The 14,998-nt window shown below is 53.3% G+C and carries 14 protein-coding genes; 3 read left to right on the top strand and 11 right to left on the bottom strand.

The window, feature by feature from the left end; genetic code table 11:
• Nucleotides 1-167: 167 nt before the first annotated feature.
• A complete protein-coding gene (locus tag MESINF_RS06205) occupies nucleotides 168-1,532 on the bottom strand; it encodes an ATP-binding protein (RefSeq protein WP_231936890.1) in 1,365 nt (454 codons plus the stop codon).
• A 518-nt stretch (nucleotides 1,533-2,050) separates the two neighbouring features.
• Here MESINF_RS06205 and MESINF_RS06200 point away from each other — a divergent pair.
• Entirely contained in the window at nucleotides 2,051-2,920 is an 870-nt protein-coding gene (locus MESINF_RS06200) for a GNAT family N-acetyltransferase (RefSeq protein ID WP_169699015.1), read from the top strand.
• A 36-nt stretch (nucleotides 2,921-2,956) separates the two neighbouring features.
• On the opposite strand, the gene MESINF_RS06195 is transcribed toward MESINF_RS06200, so the two are convergent.
• From MESINF_RS06195 to MESINF_RS06185, 3 genes are read right to left on the bottom strand one after another with little or no spacing between them, the layout of a single operon-like run.
• Entirely contained in the window at nucleotides 2,957-3,331 is a 375-nt protein-coding gene (locus MESINF_RS06195; RefSeq protein ID WP_169699014.1) for a VOC family protein, read from the bottom strand.
• Between the two features lie 7 nt (nucleotides 3,332-3,338).
• Nucleotides 3,339-3,827, bottom strand: coding sequence for a GNAT family N-acetyltransferase (locus MESINF_RS06190; RefSeq protein WP_169699013.1), 489 nt, complete (start codon nucleotides 3,825-3,827; stop codon nucleotides 3,339-3,341).
• Nucleotides 3,828-3,842: 15 nt separating this feature from the next.
• Complete coding sequence (locus MESINF_RS06185) at nucleotides 3,843-5,414, bottom strand: hypothetical protein (RefSeq protein WP_169699012.1); 1,572 nt, start codon at nucleotides 5,412-5,414, stop codon at nucleotides 3,843-3,845.
• A gap of 172 nt (nucleotides 5,415-5,586) precedes the next feature.
• Between MESINF_RS06185 and MESINF_RS06180 the strand changes: the two genes are divergently transcribed.
• Entirely contained in the window at nucleotides 5,587-6,492 is a 906-nt protein-coding gene (locus MESINF_RS06180; RefSeq protein ID WP_169699011.1) for an alpha/beta hydrolase, read from the top strand.
• Between the two features lie 86 nt (nucleotides 6,493-6,578).
• Here the strand turns inward: MESINF_RS06180 and MESINF_RS06175 are convergent, their stop codons facing one another.
• Entirely contained in the window at nucleotides 6,579-7,355 is a 777-nt protein-coding gene (locus MESINF_RS06175; RefSeq protein WP_169699010.1) for a phospholipase C/P1 nuclease family protein, read from the bottom strand.
• A 170-nt stretch (nucleotides 7,356-7,525) separates the two neighbouring features.
• On the opposite strand from MESINF_RS06175, the gene MESINF_RS06170 reads away from it, so the two are divergent.
• A complete protein-coding gene (locus MESINF_RS06170; RefSeq protein ID WP_169699009.1) occupies nucleotides 7,526-8,068 on the top strand; it encodes a hypothetical protein in 543 nt (180 codons plus the stop codon).
• Nucleotides 8,069-8,473: 405 nt separating this feature from the next.
• Here the strand turns inward: MESINF_RS06170 and MESINF_RS06165 are convergent, their stop codons facing one another.
• The 6 genes from MESINF_RS06165 to MESINF_RS06140 all read right to left on the bottom strand — a co-directional run bounded on the left by MESINF_RS06165 (nucleotide 8,474) and on the right by MESINF_RS06140 (nucleotide 14,920).
• The gene (locus MESINF_RS06165; protein WP_169699008.1) at nucleotides 8,474-8,815 is read right to left on the bottom strand and encodes a cupredoxin domain-containing protein; all 342 of its coding nucleotides are present in this window, start codon (nucleotides 8,813-8,815) and stop codon (nucleotides 8,474-8,476) included.
• Between the two features lie 70 nt (nucleotides 8,816-8,885).
• Nucleotides 8,886-9,542, bottom strand: a complete 657-nt coding sequence (locus MESINF_RS06160) for a class II aldolase/adducin family protein (RefSeq protein WP_169699007.1) — start codon at nucleotides 9,540-9,542, stop codon at nucleotides 8,886-8,888.
• Between the two features lie 26 nt (nucleotides 9,543-9,568).
• Nucleotides 9,569-10,975 carry an FAD-binding oxidoreductase gene (locus MESINF_RS06155; protein WP_169699006.1) on the bottom strand — a complete coding sequence of 469 codons (1,407 nt, stop codon included), beginning with the start codon at nucleotides 10,973-10,975 and terminating at the stop codon, nucleotides 9,569-9,571.
• Nucleotides 10,972-11,970: an electron transfer flavoprotein subunit alpha/FixB family protein gene (locus tag MESINF_RS06150; RefSeq protein WP_169699005.1), complete on the bottom strand. Its 999-nt coding sequence runs from the start codon at nucleotides 11,968-11,970 to the stop codon at nucleotides 10,972-10,974. The genes MESINF_RS06155 and MESINF_RS06150 overlap by 4 nt, the downstream gene beginning before the upstream one ends.
• Complete coding sequence (locus MESINF_RS06145; protein ID WP_169699004.1) at nucleotides 11,963-12,760, bottom strand: electron transfer flavoprotein subunit beta/FixA family protein; 798 nt, start codon at nucleotides 12,758-12,760, stop codon at nucleotides 11,963-11,965. The genes MESINF_RS06150 and MESINF_RS06145 overlap by 8 nt, the downstream gene beginning before the upstream one ends.
• A gap of 51 nt (nucleotides 12,761-12,811) precedes the next feature.
• The gene (locus tag MESINF_RS06140) at nucleotides 12,812-14,920 is read right to left on the bottom strand and encodes a beta-galactosidase (protein WP_169699003.1); all 2,109 of its coding nucleotides are present in this window, start codon (nucleotides 14,918-14,920) and stop codon (nucleotides 12,812-12,814) included.
• Nucleotides 14,921-14,998 lie beyond the last annotated feature (78 nt).

Below are 14,998 nucleotides of genomic sequence, written 5' to 3'. Positions count from 1 at the left end.
AGAGAGAAGAACGAGATCCCGTATAGGATCATTACGGGATGACAGGATGGGTGCACGGGATGACCCTGAATAGGATCATTTCAGGGCAGGCTCTTCAGGGCAGGCTCCGCGGGGACATCACGGAATGACGGCGTTAAGTCACTTTGCCCGGGTAATCCAGGAAGGTTTTACTCTCCAGTAATCGCGAGGAAGATGTGAAGAGGCAGTATTTTTATATCTCCTGAGAGGTCAAGAGTATGCTTCGAAAGGATTATCCCCTTCTTGAAGTGTCTTTTTATGGTCGAGAGATCTTGCGGGATTATGCTGTTCTGGTACTTTAGCTCTATCGGAACGTTTTTCACCAGCAGGTCGATTTCCTTCCCTTCTTTTGAGTACCAGTAACCGACTTCAGTAATCGAATCAAGTCCGTTGTCAAGGTTCTTTCCAAAGGCGAATACGCAGTTGGTCGTCATGATGTTCTCCAGTATCGCGCTCCTGTCGAGCTGAAGACCAAGCTTTTGCGAGACTACGTCGCTGATTAGTCTGTCGCAGTAATATATCTTCTTCTGTTTCTTTTCTGAAGTGAGATGTGTTTTTTGATCCATGTGCTTGAGGGTAAGGAGTAAGTAGTCGATTCCAAGCACTTCAACGTATTTTTGAAATGTCTTTGTGTCTATTTCCGTCTCGCTTGCCGCGCTGTTCCAGGAGAACCTTGATGAGAGTCTGGTAGAGACATATGTAAGTATCTGGATGAGTTTTGCCCTTGAAAGGCCATACCTTTCTATGTTTCCTATCAAGATCTCCCAGAAAGTTCTTACCAGAGTCTCGCGACTTTCGCCTTTTGCATAAGCTTCAACTGCCGACGGAAATCCTCCAGAAGCTATGTAGTTGAAGAATTCAGTCTTAAGAATTTCGTTCTTAATGAGCAGCTCAAAAGAGTCTGCCGGAACCATTTTAAGAATGTCCTCGGGTTGACATTTCGGAAGTCCGTCAACTTTCTTGCAGCTCAGGTACTCTCTGAAAGTCAACGGAAGAAGGAGAATATCTGCGCCACTTTGCCCTTTTCTACCCGGAAGCCTTTCAGATGATCGCTTTAAGTCGCTTGCAGAGGAGCCGGACAGAGCAAAGAAGTCACCGGCCATCTCCGTATTGTCTCGGACCTCTTTGACTGCGCGTTGCCACTGATCGACCATCGTGATTTCATCGATGAATATATATCGCTTCTTTTCGTTTCTGGAGAATTGAAGATATTGAATCAAAAGGCTTCTGAGCTCATCGGCTCTGGATATTGTATCCAGCGGGAGATAGAGTACTGAGCGCCTCTCTCCCGATTTCAGGAGGTTTGCTATGGTGAATTTCAGTAGAGTAGACTTTCCAATCTGACGTGGACCCCTGACGATATACAGGTTATTTCCAGACAGATCAAACAACCCGTTGTAGTCTCTTTTGAATGAGCTACTCTCGTACTTGTCAACCAGATGAAAAGCGTAGTCTGTGCTTTTGCTTTTTTCATCCCACCATGGATTGTAGAATGCTACTGTCGAAAAATCCATCTTCATCACCAAGTAAATAATACTATCTTCTTTGCTTTTTATGGATTAATAATCCATAAATTATGAGAATTATGTGGATTAAACCTCCTTGCTAAAGAGAGCGAGACTGAGGAGAGAAGAGCCGTCATTGGAGAGAGCGAGAAGAGCGAGAAGAACCGTCCATCGTCCGGCGTCCCGGAGCGTGGACCCGTCCTTCGAAAGAGCAAAAGAGCGAGATCCCGTATAGGAGCATTACGGGATGACAGTGTGGCGGCATTACGGAATGACAGTCCCTTCCCGTCATCCTGACATACTCCTGGTCAGGATCCCGGTCTTCGCGAAAAACGGGACAGACGTCAGGAGCCCGTCAGTCCCCATTTTCGCGGTCTTTCCTCCCTTCCCGTCATTCTGAGCTTGACTCAGAATCACGGTTTTCTAAGGAGTGGATCCGGCATCTCGCTCTTTCACACCACCCACAATTCACAACGCACCATGCACAACTCACAACCAGCGACCGTTCTTAGAGGGAGGCGGCGAATTTGGTAGAACGTGTATGCGAAGGCAATTTGAAGGATTTTCTTTCTTACTGCCACAAATACGGGGGAGAACACGACGATTCGTATCTCCCCGGTGATGATTTCACTATCGACGACGATCACCCCTCCTTTCTGCTCTACGATGAAGATCTGAGGGTCTGCGGCGCCGCCTCGCTCATGCTGGAAGAGCAATACAGGAGAGCCGGAAAGGGAAGGTTCATGATTTTTCACTCCATTCAATCGGAACCGGCCGGTTACAGGAGCCTGCTCGAGGCCGTCCTTGCAGAAGCCACGGGGGTGGTGATTAACGTCTATCTCTTCGTTCCGCCCGGGCCAAAAATCCAGCGCGTGCTCGAAGGACTGGGCTTTGAGATCGAGCGCTATTCATTTGTCATGAAGAGAAAAATGACGAATATTCAGGTCCCCGTTCAAGAGGGGGTCGATTTCGTGACCTTCGACGAGAGAGAAGACGGAGAGCTTTACTGCCATATAGTCAACAGCGCTTTCAAGAAGATCGCCGGCCATATCGACATAAAACCCGACCGGGTCTCGGCGATGATCGAAAAGTATAACATTCCGGCGGAGGGCATTCAATTGCTTTATTTTGAAGGCACTCCAGTGGGACTCTTTTTCAGTGAAATAACCGAAGACGGAATGCTCGAGATTGGGCCGATAGCCGTACTGCCCGAGTACCAGGGAAGGGGATTGGGCAGGGCGCTGCTGCGCAGGGCTGTTCAACTGTCTCAGCGATTAGGATTGGACAGTGTACTCTCGGTGAACGCCGAAAACGAAAAGGCCCTTTCTCTGTACCTCAAGGAGGGATTCACGAGGGTAGGCACCAGGATCTGCTACGGAATGGATCTGGATCCATGATCCTGCTGGATCGGGAGGCTCAATATTCGCCGGGTTTCATTTCTCGCTCTGGATAGGTTTTCTTTCGATCAGACCCAGCATATGGCCTTCGGGGTCCCTGAAAAAGGCGAGAATCGCGTTACCCGATTCAAAGGGACCCTGCAGAATCTCGATCCCGCGCTTTGAGACTTTCTCGAGAACTTCCCTTATATCTTCGACTTCTATGTACAAAGCCCTGTGGGGCGGGAGAAGCCCTTTGCCGGTGAAGATTCCGCCGTCTATGCCTCCGGCGTTCCCACTCTTGAACGAGTGAAAGCCGGTATCGTCCACGGCACTCTCCCATCCAAAGACATCCCGGTAAAACTCAGCCAGGGCCGGTCCGTCTTTTGCGTTGATTTCCCAGTAAACTATGGGGTTATTTCTCTTCTCCACTTTCTCATCACTCCATTTGCGTATCCGGTATATTCTTTATCATATTCATGCTGGTAACTTCGTAGCCCATTTTCCTGTAAAGCGAAAAGGCAGCCGCGTTGTGGGCGAATACGTGGAGAGAGATGCTGGCTATTCCCTTTTCTTTCGCGTACTCTTCCAGGGCAACGAGGGCGGAGCGGCCGTAGCCCCTTTTCCTGAACTTTTCAAAAATTATTAGATCGTATATGAAGGCCTTCTTATGGCCTTCTCCGGGCGCGACATGGAGCCAGATGTATCCCACCGCGTCGCCGGTCCCTTCATCGACTATGCTGAAAAAAACATGGTTCTGTGTTTCGATCCCCTCCGGCAGTAGAGAGTTTATCTGGCTGACCGATTTCTCCAGAGCCTCCTCTCTGGTCCATCTGCCGGATCGAACGTTATCCTTCGCATAATTCGCCGTGAGCTTTTCAATGTACGCGTCGAAATCCTCTGCGGCCATTTTCTCCAGTCTTACCATAGAATCCCCCAAAATTCATGCGAGTCTCTCGAAGATTTCCTTCTCCACTATTTCCCTGGTCTTGTTCGAGTCTATCTTTTTGTCGTTGGTACAGGTCTTGCTCATGGCATCCAGGCGCGATAGAAGATCTCTGAAGATCTCGAGAGCGGTCTTCTTGATTCCCATCGATTCGAGATTCGAAAGGCGGACCGCGGTATCGGTGAGGAAGCTCTTGTCGATGGAAATATTGTCAAGAATGAAATCCCGCATCGTTCCGATAGCGGCCTCCGTGATCTTCACCGGGCAGGCGTTCCCTATGAACTCGTTGAGCAGCGAGGCGTCGAAAAAACCTTCGAAAAAGCCCCTGAAAGCGCGCGAGTTTTCGTATATCTTCTGAAGCCTTTCGAAGGCGAGGATACACTGCCCGTTCTTGACGTAACCTTTTATAGATTTCTCGATGGCCTTTCTCAACTCCTCCATGATCTCTCTGTTGGTTTTCTGCTCGGCCAGTCCGGCCAGCACCAGTTCCCAGCGACTGTTGGGCAGAATCTTCGCCTTGAAAAACCTGCCCTCGATCTCCGACATATCTTTGATCGTCTGAAGAACCGAGGAGAGCTCGTCCTTCGAGGTCAGGTTCAGGCACCCGGAATTGAGGAGATTGTTCAGGGAGACGAAGGAACTGGAAAATATTTCACTGGCCGCTGAAGAGACGGGACCGGCCTTGAGTATGGCGATTATAGCCTTCCGTATCTTCTTTTGAAAGCTCACTCGATTCCTCAAATCGACCTCGAGCGACATCTCATCTATATACTGGAGATCCTTGAGGAGCTCCATCACGAGGCAGTCCCAGTTTTCGTTCACTTCCTGCAGGGCCACGCCAAGGTCTTCGTAGGCCTGCAGAAGCGAAATCACGGTCTCGCTCTGGCCCCTTCTCAGGAGTTCAAGGGTGAAGTTCCTGAGGTTATCCACCAGATTTCTTATCCATTTCGAGATCTCGTTCTCAGATCCGGCACCCCTGTAAATGGCGCTCGAGGCCACCTCACTGGCGGCCGACACGATGGCGCAGAAAGCATCCCGATCGTTCTCGTTGACGGCCCTTTCGGTGAGATGCACGAGTATCTTGAGAATTCTCACCGTCTCGCTTGCCCTCGTCGTGTTGACTCCCTTCGCTTTCAGGGTGCTAAGTACGTTTTCCAGTTGCATGATCCCCAGAAGCCGAATCAAATACGGCACAAAAAAGGATATGGCAAGAAGGCCGCTCGAAATAAAGACCTTGATCAAGACCGATCCGGCCTGTGGAAAGCTCGCAAGAAGGAGCGTGCCAAAGACCACGTTGAAGGCGAACAGGCAAGCGACGAAATAACTATCCGGGAAACGGGCGAACATGTACAGAAGTCTGGTCGAATAAGTGCTGGCGATCATGATCGCCGAAAGCACGGTCACAATCACTACCGTTGCCAGTAAAGCGCCCTGAATCAGTACAATAATGCCAACGATCGCTCTCAAAGTATCAAAATTGCTTTCCAAATTGACGATCGATGGGGTATTGTTTAGTATGATGAGAGAAGGAACGAGAAATGCCAGACCGAAAAATACGTAAAGCAGCAACCGAAAACGCCGGTTTTTCCAGTGCTCGCTTTTCATTCAGTTACGCCCCCTTTTTGCGGTGGTTGAGAAAAGATCTATCTGTTCTTGGGCAAATGTTTTTTCGCTTTATACCGTTCCAGTAATATTTTAACCCCTGAACCGTACCGGCGGTTCAGTCGATGGAGGGAGAGATATGATTATTGCCGTTATCGCTTTATCGGTTTTCGCTTTTCTGCTTCTGGCCGGTTTTGTTTTTTCAAGCAAGGTCATAAAGCCGCGCTGCGTTCCATACGAAGAGACGTACAGAATGGAGATCGATAAAAGCAGGTTCGACCCTGTCTGGTACGATAAACTTGCGAAGGAGGAGCACTGGATCGACTCGCCCTACGGCTATAAGTTACACGCCATATACCTTCCATGCGACGCCTCGAAAAAGACCGTGATCATCTGCCACGGAATAACCTACTCGCTCTTCGGATCGATGAAATACGCAAGGATCTTTCTCGATCTTGGGTTCAACGTGATGGCTTACGATCACAGAAACCACGGCAAAAGCGGCGGTAAAGACACCACTTTCGGCCACTACGAGAAGTACGACTTGAAAGCCGTCAAGGAGTGGGTTCTGGAGAGAACGGGAGAGGAAACGACCGTCGGCCTGCACGGCGAATCGATGGGCGCGGCGATCGCGCTCCAGTATCTGGCGATTGATGAGAAAATATCGTTCTGCATAGCCGATTGTGGATTCTCCGATCTCAAAGAGTTGTTGAAGATAAGAGTCGAAAAGGATTTCCATCTTCCGGCCTTTCCCTTCATGGATATTGCCGGTCTCATCACTCGTGTCAGAACGGGCATGAGCTTCGCGGATATAAGCCCCATAAAGGCTGTCGGGGGAGTCAGGGCGCCGGTGATGTTCGTTCACGGCTCCGACGACTGGTATGTGCCGGCTTTCATGAGCCGAAAAATGTACGAAGCCAAAAAGACCGGCCCGAAAAAACTCCTCGTTGTACCCGGAGCCGGTCACGCTTCCTCGATAGCGACGGATCCTGCCCGATACGCCGTCCAAATCCGGAGCTTTCTGGAGGAGTGCGGCCTCTCATGAGCCGCTCGCCTCTAACCTTGCTCTAAAGCGTACTTGCATCTGAGAACGGTCTTGGGTAAGGAACCGGAGAGGACTTGAACCCTGGCCTAGAGAGAAAGCGCGCTCATGAGCAGGCTGGCGCATAGATATACGGCCCTGCTCGTGGCTTCGATGAATACTTCCTTTACGTCCCGCCAGAGCGCGGCGAACCTGTAGGCGGTGTCGCTCTTTCTTTTCATGTCGGCGGCCTCGAACACTTTAGACTGTTCCATCGACTTGCGGATGCTTTCGAAAAGCACCGCGGGGATCTCCCCGTCTTTGAAGATGCGCGGCCCTTGCCTGAGGAACATTTCACTCCTGAAGAAGAAATTGCCCAGGATCGATTCGATCCTCACATGGAGTCCCGCTTGAGCGGTTAATTGACCGTCGCTGTTGTTCACTACGTGGAGAGGCATTGTGAGATCGCTGGCAAAGTGGAAAAGCCTTGCGATGGAGTAGGAAGTTCCTGCGAAGTCGCCCGATCGGGCGAGATTTCTGACATCAAAAAAGGCCGTTATGAGGGCGCCGAGGGCGTTTCTTGGCATTCCCGGAAGCTCGAGAATCTCCGACATCGTCAGCCCCTCTATTCCAGGATAATTATGAATACGAAAGCCGTGACCGGGGACTAGATCTCTCACGAAGTACCTGTCAACATCGACGAAAGATGTTTGCAATCCTATCCATTCGTTGAAAAGCGGTAAGGGCAGACCCCCGCTGATCGTCTCGAGCACCGAAGGCTCGATACTTTCAAGAGCCGCGACGGCTATCTTGCTGTGGGTGAAGAAACTCCATCCCAGACAAAGAGAGCAGGCTATCAGAAATAGCAGTAGAAGAGTCGCCTTCATAATTCACCCCGCGCGGGCCGAATACCCGGTATGATCAATGGTAGCACAGATATCTCTCTTACCCGGTTGAATGAGTACACCGTGAAAGAAAAGCCCTTTGATCCGTCTCGAATGATATACTCTATGAAAACAGTGAAAAGGGGGAGAGTGACATAAACAGAAAGGTACCCTTGAGAGACATAAAGGAGAAGATAGAAGAGCTGGATGAAAGAGTCAAGGCCTATTCCGAAGAGGCGGAAGACGATACCGTTCATTTGAAGGTCTCGAACTTCCTCCCGGATGAGCAGGAAATTCGCGAAATCATCGACAACCTGGAAGATGGAACCCGGTATCTTCCTCTCCACAGGGGAGTTGTAGTCGTCGTAGAATGTGAAGATGCGGGAACGGGCGATCTGGATACCTTTCGAGAGTCCGTAAAGAAAGAACTGATTCCCCGGCTGTATTATCTGGACAGGGATATGAAGAGACTCACAAGAATCGGCCTCATAATGCTGGCGATCGGCGCCGTCATCATGGGAGTCTCCACTTTTCTCGCGACGATGACCTTCACGGCCTCGTACGTGATCGACCAGATACTGGTCATAACCAGTTGGGTCTTCATCTGGACTTCGGTGGAAAAGATCTTCTTCGAACGGCGCGATGTCATGTACCACAAGCGCCTTATACAGAGACTGTATTTTGCCGTTTACAGTAATCCTCAAGCGGGGGTCTGAGCGGTCCACGCTCCGGGACGCTGGACGGCTCTTCTCGCTCTTCCCAAGGACGGGGATGCCGGATCGGGGTCCGGCATGACGGGAAGGGAGGAAAGACCGCGAAAATAGGGACCGACGGGTTCCTGACGTCTGTCCCGTTTTTTGCAAAGACCGGGATCCTGACTAGGAGCATGTCAGGATGACCCTAAGGAACTGTCATCCCGGGCTCCGACCCGGGATCCACTCCTTAGAAAACCGCGATTCTGAGTCAAGCTCAGAATGACGTCAAGTGAGTCCGGCATGACGGGAAGGAGGAAAGACCGTGATCGCGGGTCCATCTCTGGCGGAAAATATCCCGTTCGTGAATTTTGAACGGGATTTTTAGGCTGATTACCGGGATAATTTCGAAAGGTTAAGAGTTCACCCTCACATCATGAATCTCACGGTCGATTCACCGCCGTTCAGCTCGATGGTCCAGATTCTGCTCGCGTCCCCCCACTTCGTCCTTATCTCGTATGTTCCTGCCTTCAGGGAGGCGATCGTCGCGGTTGCGAGATCCCCGGAAGCGACATTTTCAAAGGATCCTTTGAAGGCAGTCGGTCCGACCAGTTCTATTTCCAGATCGTGGCTCTCGCCCCGGTAGAAGTCGGCCGTTATAGGGGCGACCACGACGAGCCGGAGATCTAATTCGGCCCGGGACGCAAGATCTCCGGTAATCTCCGTCGATGAGGCGACGGGAGGCATTCCGGTGGGGTTGTACGGTTTCAATCCAACGGTACGTGTTCGGCCCTCCTCGAGCCTCCCGATCCGGAGAGTTCAGGAGGGTTCCATGACGCGATTATTTGAACCAGTAATCGCTCCTGTAGTCGGTGACCTTCCGGCCGAGCACGTGCTCCAGAAAGAGCAGTATGTCTTCGGTCGGTATTTCGAGATAGCCCGGTTTCGCCCCGGAAAGGAAGGCGACCTGCGCGAGAAACTCGAGCGTTTCCAGCTTGGCGTAAGCCTCCTCGATATCCTTTCCGGCCGCCGTCACACCGTGGTTCTGAAGCACAAAGACACGCGAACCCATTTCCAGACCTTCGTTGAAGGCATCGGCGAATTCGTCCGTTCCCGGCATTTTGTAGGGCAGGTAGGTTATGGGAGCCAGCGTCAGGGCCGCCTCGGGCAGGGTGTTGACCGGGATCGCACGTTGCATAACGGCCATGGCCGTGGCGTGGGCGGGATGGGCGTGGAAGACCGACCCCACGTCGGGACATTTTTCGTAGATCCTCAGGTGCATCCTGTATTCCGAAGAGGCCTTCCGCCAGCCCCCGGTCTGTTTCCCTTCGAGAGTCATCGTGACTATATCTTCTGGCACCAGAAAGTGCTTTATCACCGTCGTGGGGGTAATCAGGATCTCGCTTCCGTGGCGTACGCTCATGTTGCCGCCGGTGCTTTCGGTGAGTTTTCTGTCCCAGGCCAGTTTAGCGTACTCGACCAGTTTCTCTCTTATCATCGTCTGCCTCCAAACGTATATGTATTTTATAGATCGACTATCTTGCCGGGATTGAGTATGTACGACGGATCGAAGGCTCTCTTTATACCCCGTATCAGGTCGAGCTGGGCCCTGTCTGTTATAGAGGCCAGGTATTTCTTCCTCTTCAGGCCTATCCCGTGTTCGCCGCTTATACAGCCCCCGAGCCCGGTGGTTTTGGCGTAAAGCTCCTCCAGCGCCAGCGGGAGGGCTTCGTTCCATCTCTCCTCGGGCATGTCGCCCTTTATGAAGGATACGTGGACGTTACCGTCGCCTGCATGGCCGAAGGCGATCATCTCCAGACCCCTCTCGCGGGCGATCTCCTCGGAGAACTTTATCAGCTCGGGTATGCTCGCCATCGGGACCGATACGTCCTCCATGCAATGAACCGGGCTGATCGAGGCCAGCGCCTCGGCTATCGATTTGCGGGCCTTCCAGAGCTTTTCGCGCGTGTTTCTGTTGTCGGCGACGAAGGCCTCGAGTCCTCCGGCCTCTATGGCGCTCTCTCCGAGTTTGACGTAGTCGTCGAAGACCGAGTCTTTGCTACTACCTTCGACCTCGACTATCAGGTGGGCTCCGGCGTCGGCGTAGGGGAACTCCATGTTGAGAAAGCTGCAGACGGCCTTTATCGAGGAGGCGTCCATGAACTCCAGCGAGGTCGGCACCACTCCCGAACCGGTCATGAGCTTCGGAACGGCCGCGATCGCGGTGTCTATGTCCGGGAAAGGTATCAAAAGGGCCACGGAGTATTTAGGTTTGGGCAGGAGCCTCAGCGTTATCCTGGTCGCTATGCCGAGCGTTCCCTCCGATCCGACTATCAGGTGTATGAGGTCGAGGCCGCTGACGTCTTTGATCATCTTTCCGCCCAGACGGGTCACCTCGCCCGACGGGAGGACGACCTCCAGTCCGTAAACGTGGTAGCCGGTCGGCCCGTACTTCATGACCTTGTTCCCGCCGGCGTTTTCGGCGATGTTTCCGCCGATCGAAGAGCTCTCGCTGCTGCAGGGATCTCCGCCGTACACCAGCCCGTGTCTGTCGGCCAGTTTCTGTATCTCGCCGGTTATGACGCCCGGTTCGACCGTTATCATCATGTTGGCTGCGTCGAACTCGAGTATCCTGTTCATCTTCTCCAGGCTCATCACTATGCCGTGGAAGGCCGGGACGGCCCCGCCGGAAAGCCCCGTGCCGGCGCCCCTGGGGGTTACCGGTATCAAATGCCTGTTGGCGAATCTCATCACGTCGGAGACTTCTTCGGTGCTCACTGGGAAGACGACCACTTCGGGCTTCACGGCCTTCAATTCGGCCGTCTCGTCCCTGGAATATCTTTCAAGCGTCTCTTCATCGTATTTGATCGGCACCGCGAGCATGGATTGGAGCTCCTTCAAAAGTTCGAGATTCAGAGAGTTGTACTTCATTTGCGCACCTCCAGTTCCATGGCCTCGACCAGCTGGGTCAGTATCTCGGTGGCGTCTCCTATGAGTCCTATATCGGCGAAGTTGAAGATCGCGGCGTTTCTATCCCTGTTTATAGCCACTATGAACTCGGAGGTCTGCATTCCGGCGATGTGCTGCACGGCCCCGGAGATACCGGCCGCTATGTATATCTTCGGCTTCACCGTGTGGCCGCTCAAACCTACCTGGGCTTCGTGTCCTATCCATTTGGAATCCACGATCTTTCTGGAAGCGCCTACGGTGCCGTTTATCATTCTGGCCAGTTTGTATATGGGCGCCATGTTTTCCATCCTTCTCAGTCCCATTCCGCCGGCGATTATTATCTCGGCGTCCTGGACGCCCTTCTCGCCCTCTCCGATCGAGTCGAACTTCAGTAGTCTGGCCGGGCTTTCGACGAGTTCCGGTCTCACCGGAAAGTCAACGATCTCTCCCCGCTCCCTGTAAACCTCACCGAGCGGGGAGAAGGTCTTCGGTCTCACTGTCGCCATCTGGGGCCTGTGCTTTGGGGTCTTTATGGTCGCCATTATATTGCCGCCTATCGCCGGTCTGGTCTGGAGCAGGTTGCCGGTTCCCTCTTCTATATCCAGCCCGGTGCAGTCGGCTGTGAGGCCGGTGCCGAGAAGCGCCGCCAGACCGGGCATGTACGTGCGGCCCGAAGTGGTGGCCGGGGCCAGAATCACTTCTGGCGGTCTTTGCGAGACCATCTCTTTCAAAACCCTTATGTACGGCCCGAAGTCGAACCTCTCGAAGCTTTTATCGACGGCGATCATCACCCTGTCGGCTCCTCCCCTGAAGAGGTTCCTGAAGGTCTCTTCCGTCGGCCTTTCCTGTATCAGAAGAGCGAGCGCGACGGATGAACCCCTCTTCCACGCCAGCTCCCTGGCCTTTCCGAGGAGTTCGTAGGTGCTGGAATGTATCTGAGTACCCCTTTTCTCGGCGATCACCCATATCTCACTCATGGTTCACCTCCAGGTACGGCTTCAGGAGAGCTTTGAGCCTGGCGATGCCCTCGATCAGTTCGCTTCCTTCGTAAAGCTTCGCCTGACGCGAGAGCTTGGGCGTGTTTATCTTGACGACCCTCGTTGGTGAACCCATGAGGCCGATCGTCGATGGCTCAAGCCCCAGAGCCTCGCTGCCCATTTTCTCTATATTCGCGTTTCTGGCTTTCTTCTTTCCTTTCAGCGTGGGGAGGCGCGGCTCGTTGACGTTTTTGGTCACCGAGAGAAGCACGGGATAAGGCACTTTCCAGGTTTCTCTGCCGTCTTCCACTTCTCTCTCCACCACTATCCCGTCTTCGCCGACTTCGATTATCCTGGAAACATAGGTGATGACGGGTACACCGAGCATGGCTCCCGTTTCCGGCCCAACCTGTCCAGTCTCTCCGTCGGTGGCCTTTTCGCCGGCGAGTATCAGGTCGTACGGCCCTTCCAGCCCTATCATTGCGGAGAGGGTCTTCGCGGTAGCCCATGTATCGGCTCCCGCGAACTTTCTGTCCGTCAGCAGCACGGCCCTGTCTGCACCCATGGCTATCGCCTCGCGCAACGCCTCCTCGGCGGCGGGAGGCCCCATGGAAACGACGGTCAATTCGTGCTCCCCACTCTCTTTGATCCTTATGGCGCTCTCGAGCGCGTGCAGATCGAGTGGGTTAATCACCGTCCCGACTCCTTCCCTTATCATCGTTCCGTTCTCGGGGTCGAGTTTTACTTCGTCGGTGTCGGGCACCTGTTTAAGAAGTACTAGTATCCTCAACGCTACTCCCCCTTCAAAATTAGGTTCATATGTCTATATATTAATACAGCTTCAGGGGTAATTCATCTCCGCAGCCACCTCCCTCGCCCTGAGAAGTAGCTCCTTCCCACCGAAAAGCGGCTCTTCTTCGAAGCGAAGCCCCACGCGCCTTTCAAAATTATCTTCGTTGAAGACGTAAACCAGCCTCTCTCCACGATCGCCGACACTCACGACTGGAAAGACCCCGAAAGAATCGCCCGTCATGGAGATCTTCGGCTTCAATCGGTAGCCCTCGAGAATCCGGCCGAAGAAGCCGGTGTTGCAGTTGAAATGGGCCGTTATGACCGTCGTCTTTCCCAGTTTGGCGGCGCAAGTTTCACCCTTCTGCGCTATTACGGCGAGTTCTTCGCCACCCTCTATCTTGAAGGCCCGGGCGAAATGCGTGGCCAGTTCCGGCAGGCCCGAGGGTTTCACCGAGAGAAAATGCCTGTGAGAGGAGCGGTAAGCCTCCCCCGGAGTTATACCCAGAGCTTCGACCAGTTCCCTGCAGGCTCTACCGGTCATATCGAAGAGAGGCAGCTCCCCGTAAATCAGCAGCCTTCCACCGCGTTCGATGTGATCGGCGATCTTTCTCTGGATCGCAAAGTCCAGATACCTCGCGCATGGAAGGATCAGCAGCCCTTCGGGGTCGATCTCTCCGTCCTGTATATTCTTCACGTCGTAACGGTATCCCAGCAGCAGGAGCGCCTTGAGAAAGCTGTCCCAGAAGTTGCCCGCCCGGTGAGTCTGGAGATCGGAAACCATCTCTCGCAACCTCGCACCGTAATGGTACTCGCTCATGAAATAGTCCGGAATGAAGGCTACCGTGAGAGGATCGTGGATCACCGAGAGATTGCCCGTGCCTTTCGCCAGAGGTTTGAGGGAGAGTGTCGCCTCCTTCAGGAAGCGATAGGTGTAGTTTTCCGTGCCCGCAGGAGAGATCGGGGCCGCAAAGCCGTGGTGCTCGCCGGTGAAGGCTATCCTCCCGTTGCCGTCGAGCGGTTCGGGATCAAGGATGTAGTTTCTCCCTCCCGTGAAGAGATAGTAGTTGATCAACCTGTTTCCCTGGGCAATGCAGAGCTTCAGCTTGTGCTCAAGAGTGTAGGGGTCGATCCTCTGCCCGTAGTTGTCACCGTAATTGCCGTCTCCGCACTCGAATTCCATGGAACCGTAAACATTCCCGAAGGAGGCCGCGAGCATTTCGTTTATCGTGTACAGGTCCTGGAAGTTTCTCAATGAGAGATCTCCCAGATAGATATCGCTCGCGGGGAAGACCTCTTCGTCGTCGCAGGCCCTGTAAAGCTGGCTGATACCTACCGGGAAGGTGAAGCCCCTCCCTTCGGACGTACCGTGAATGTTGACTATATAGGGCACGCCTTCGATACCGGCCCTCATGGCCAGCCGTTTAAGGTTCTGCACGTATTCTCTGTAATCCTCGCGTGTGAACTGGCCGAAGTCGCGTATGAACTCCAGCGAGAAATCTTCCCCCGGGCTGCGGAGGAGCCTGTAAGTTCCATCGCTCTTTTCGAGCGGGAAGCCGTAGGGTTCGCTGCCGCGCTTCTTTGTGACCCAATCTATGAACCTGGCGAGTGTGAAGTCCGAGAGATCGGGCGTGTTGTTTATCCACTGGAGCATGCCTATCTCGTTGTCCAGCTGGACGGCGATAACGTTTCCTCCCCTGCCGACCAGCAACGGCCCGAGGATCTCTCCCACCCTGTCGTACCATTTTCCAACCTCCGCGAGAAAATCCCGGTGGTTGTATGTAACCATGGCGCTCTCGACTTTTCTTCCCTCCCAGCTGACGGGTCTGAGATGGGGGTACTTATCGTAAAGCCAGTGAGGGATCCCTTCGTTTTTCAGCTCGGCCATCACGAAGGGGCCCGGCCTGGCTATGAAGTAAAGCCCCAGCTCTTTCACAAGCTCCACGAAGGCTCTCAGGTCAAGCCTCCCGGTGAAATCGAATCTGCCCTCGACGCTCTCGTGACAGAGCCAGGGAATGTAGGAGGCTATCGCTTCGCAGCCGGCCTCCTTCGCTTTTTCGATCCTGTCTCTCCACTCCCCCGCCTCGAGCCTGAAGTAATGGATCTCGGCCGAGATCACCCGGGGAGTTTTACAGATCTTCGACCACTTCTCTTCTTTCATTTTTATCACCTTCGCAACGGCCATTGAAACTCTCAGACAATTATAGCCCGGTTATTCCCCGCCGGGATTTTGGACGGG

Origin of the sequence: Mesotoga infera (assembly GCF_900157305.1) — a bacterium.
GTDB lineage: Bacteria > Thermotogota > Thermotogae > Petrotogales > Kosmotogaceae > Mesotoga > Mesotoga infera.
Note: the sequence above shows the minus strand (reverse complement) of the source record. Positions and strands in the feature narration are given on the sequence as shown.

Bases quoted from the DNA above. Each gene is read 5' to 3' on its own strand.
- MESINF_RS06175 (WP_169699010.1), bottom strand. From the start codon at position 7,355: ATGAAGGCGACTCTTCTACTGCTATTTCTGATAGCCTGCTCTCTTTGT.
- MESINF_RS06205 (WP_231936890.1), bottom strand. From the start codon at position 1,532: ATGGATTTTTCGACAGTAGCATTCTACAATCCATGGTGGGATGAAAAA.
- MESINF_RS06140 (WP_169699003.1), bottom strand. From the start codon at position 14,920: ATGAAAGAAGAGAAGTGGTCGAAGATCTGTAAAACTCCCCGGGTGATC.
- MESINF_RS06150 (WP_169699005.1), bottom strand. From the start codon at position 11,970: ATGAGTGAGATATGGGTGATCGCCGAGAAAAGGGGTACTCAGATACAT.
- MESINF_RS06155 (WP_169699006.1), bottom strand. From the start codon at position 10,975: ATGAAGTACAACTCTCTGAATCTCGAACTTTTGAAGGAGCTCCAATCC.
- MESINF_RS06180 (WP_169699011.1), top strand. From the start codon at position 5,587: ATGATTATTGCCGTTATCGCTTTATCGGTTTTCGCTTTTCTGCTTCTG.
- MESINF_RS06190 (WP_169699013.1), bottom strand. From the start codon at position 3,827: ATGGTAAGACTGGAGAAAATGGCCGCAGAGGATTTCGACGCGTACATT.
- MESINF_RS06160 (WP_169699007.1), bottom strand. From the start codon at position 9,542: ATGATAAGAGAGAAACTGGTCGAGTACGCTAAACTGGCCTGGGACAGA.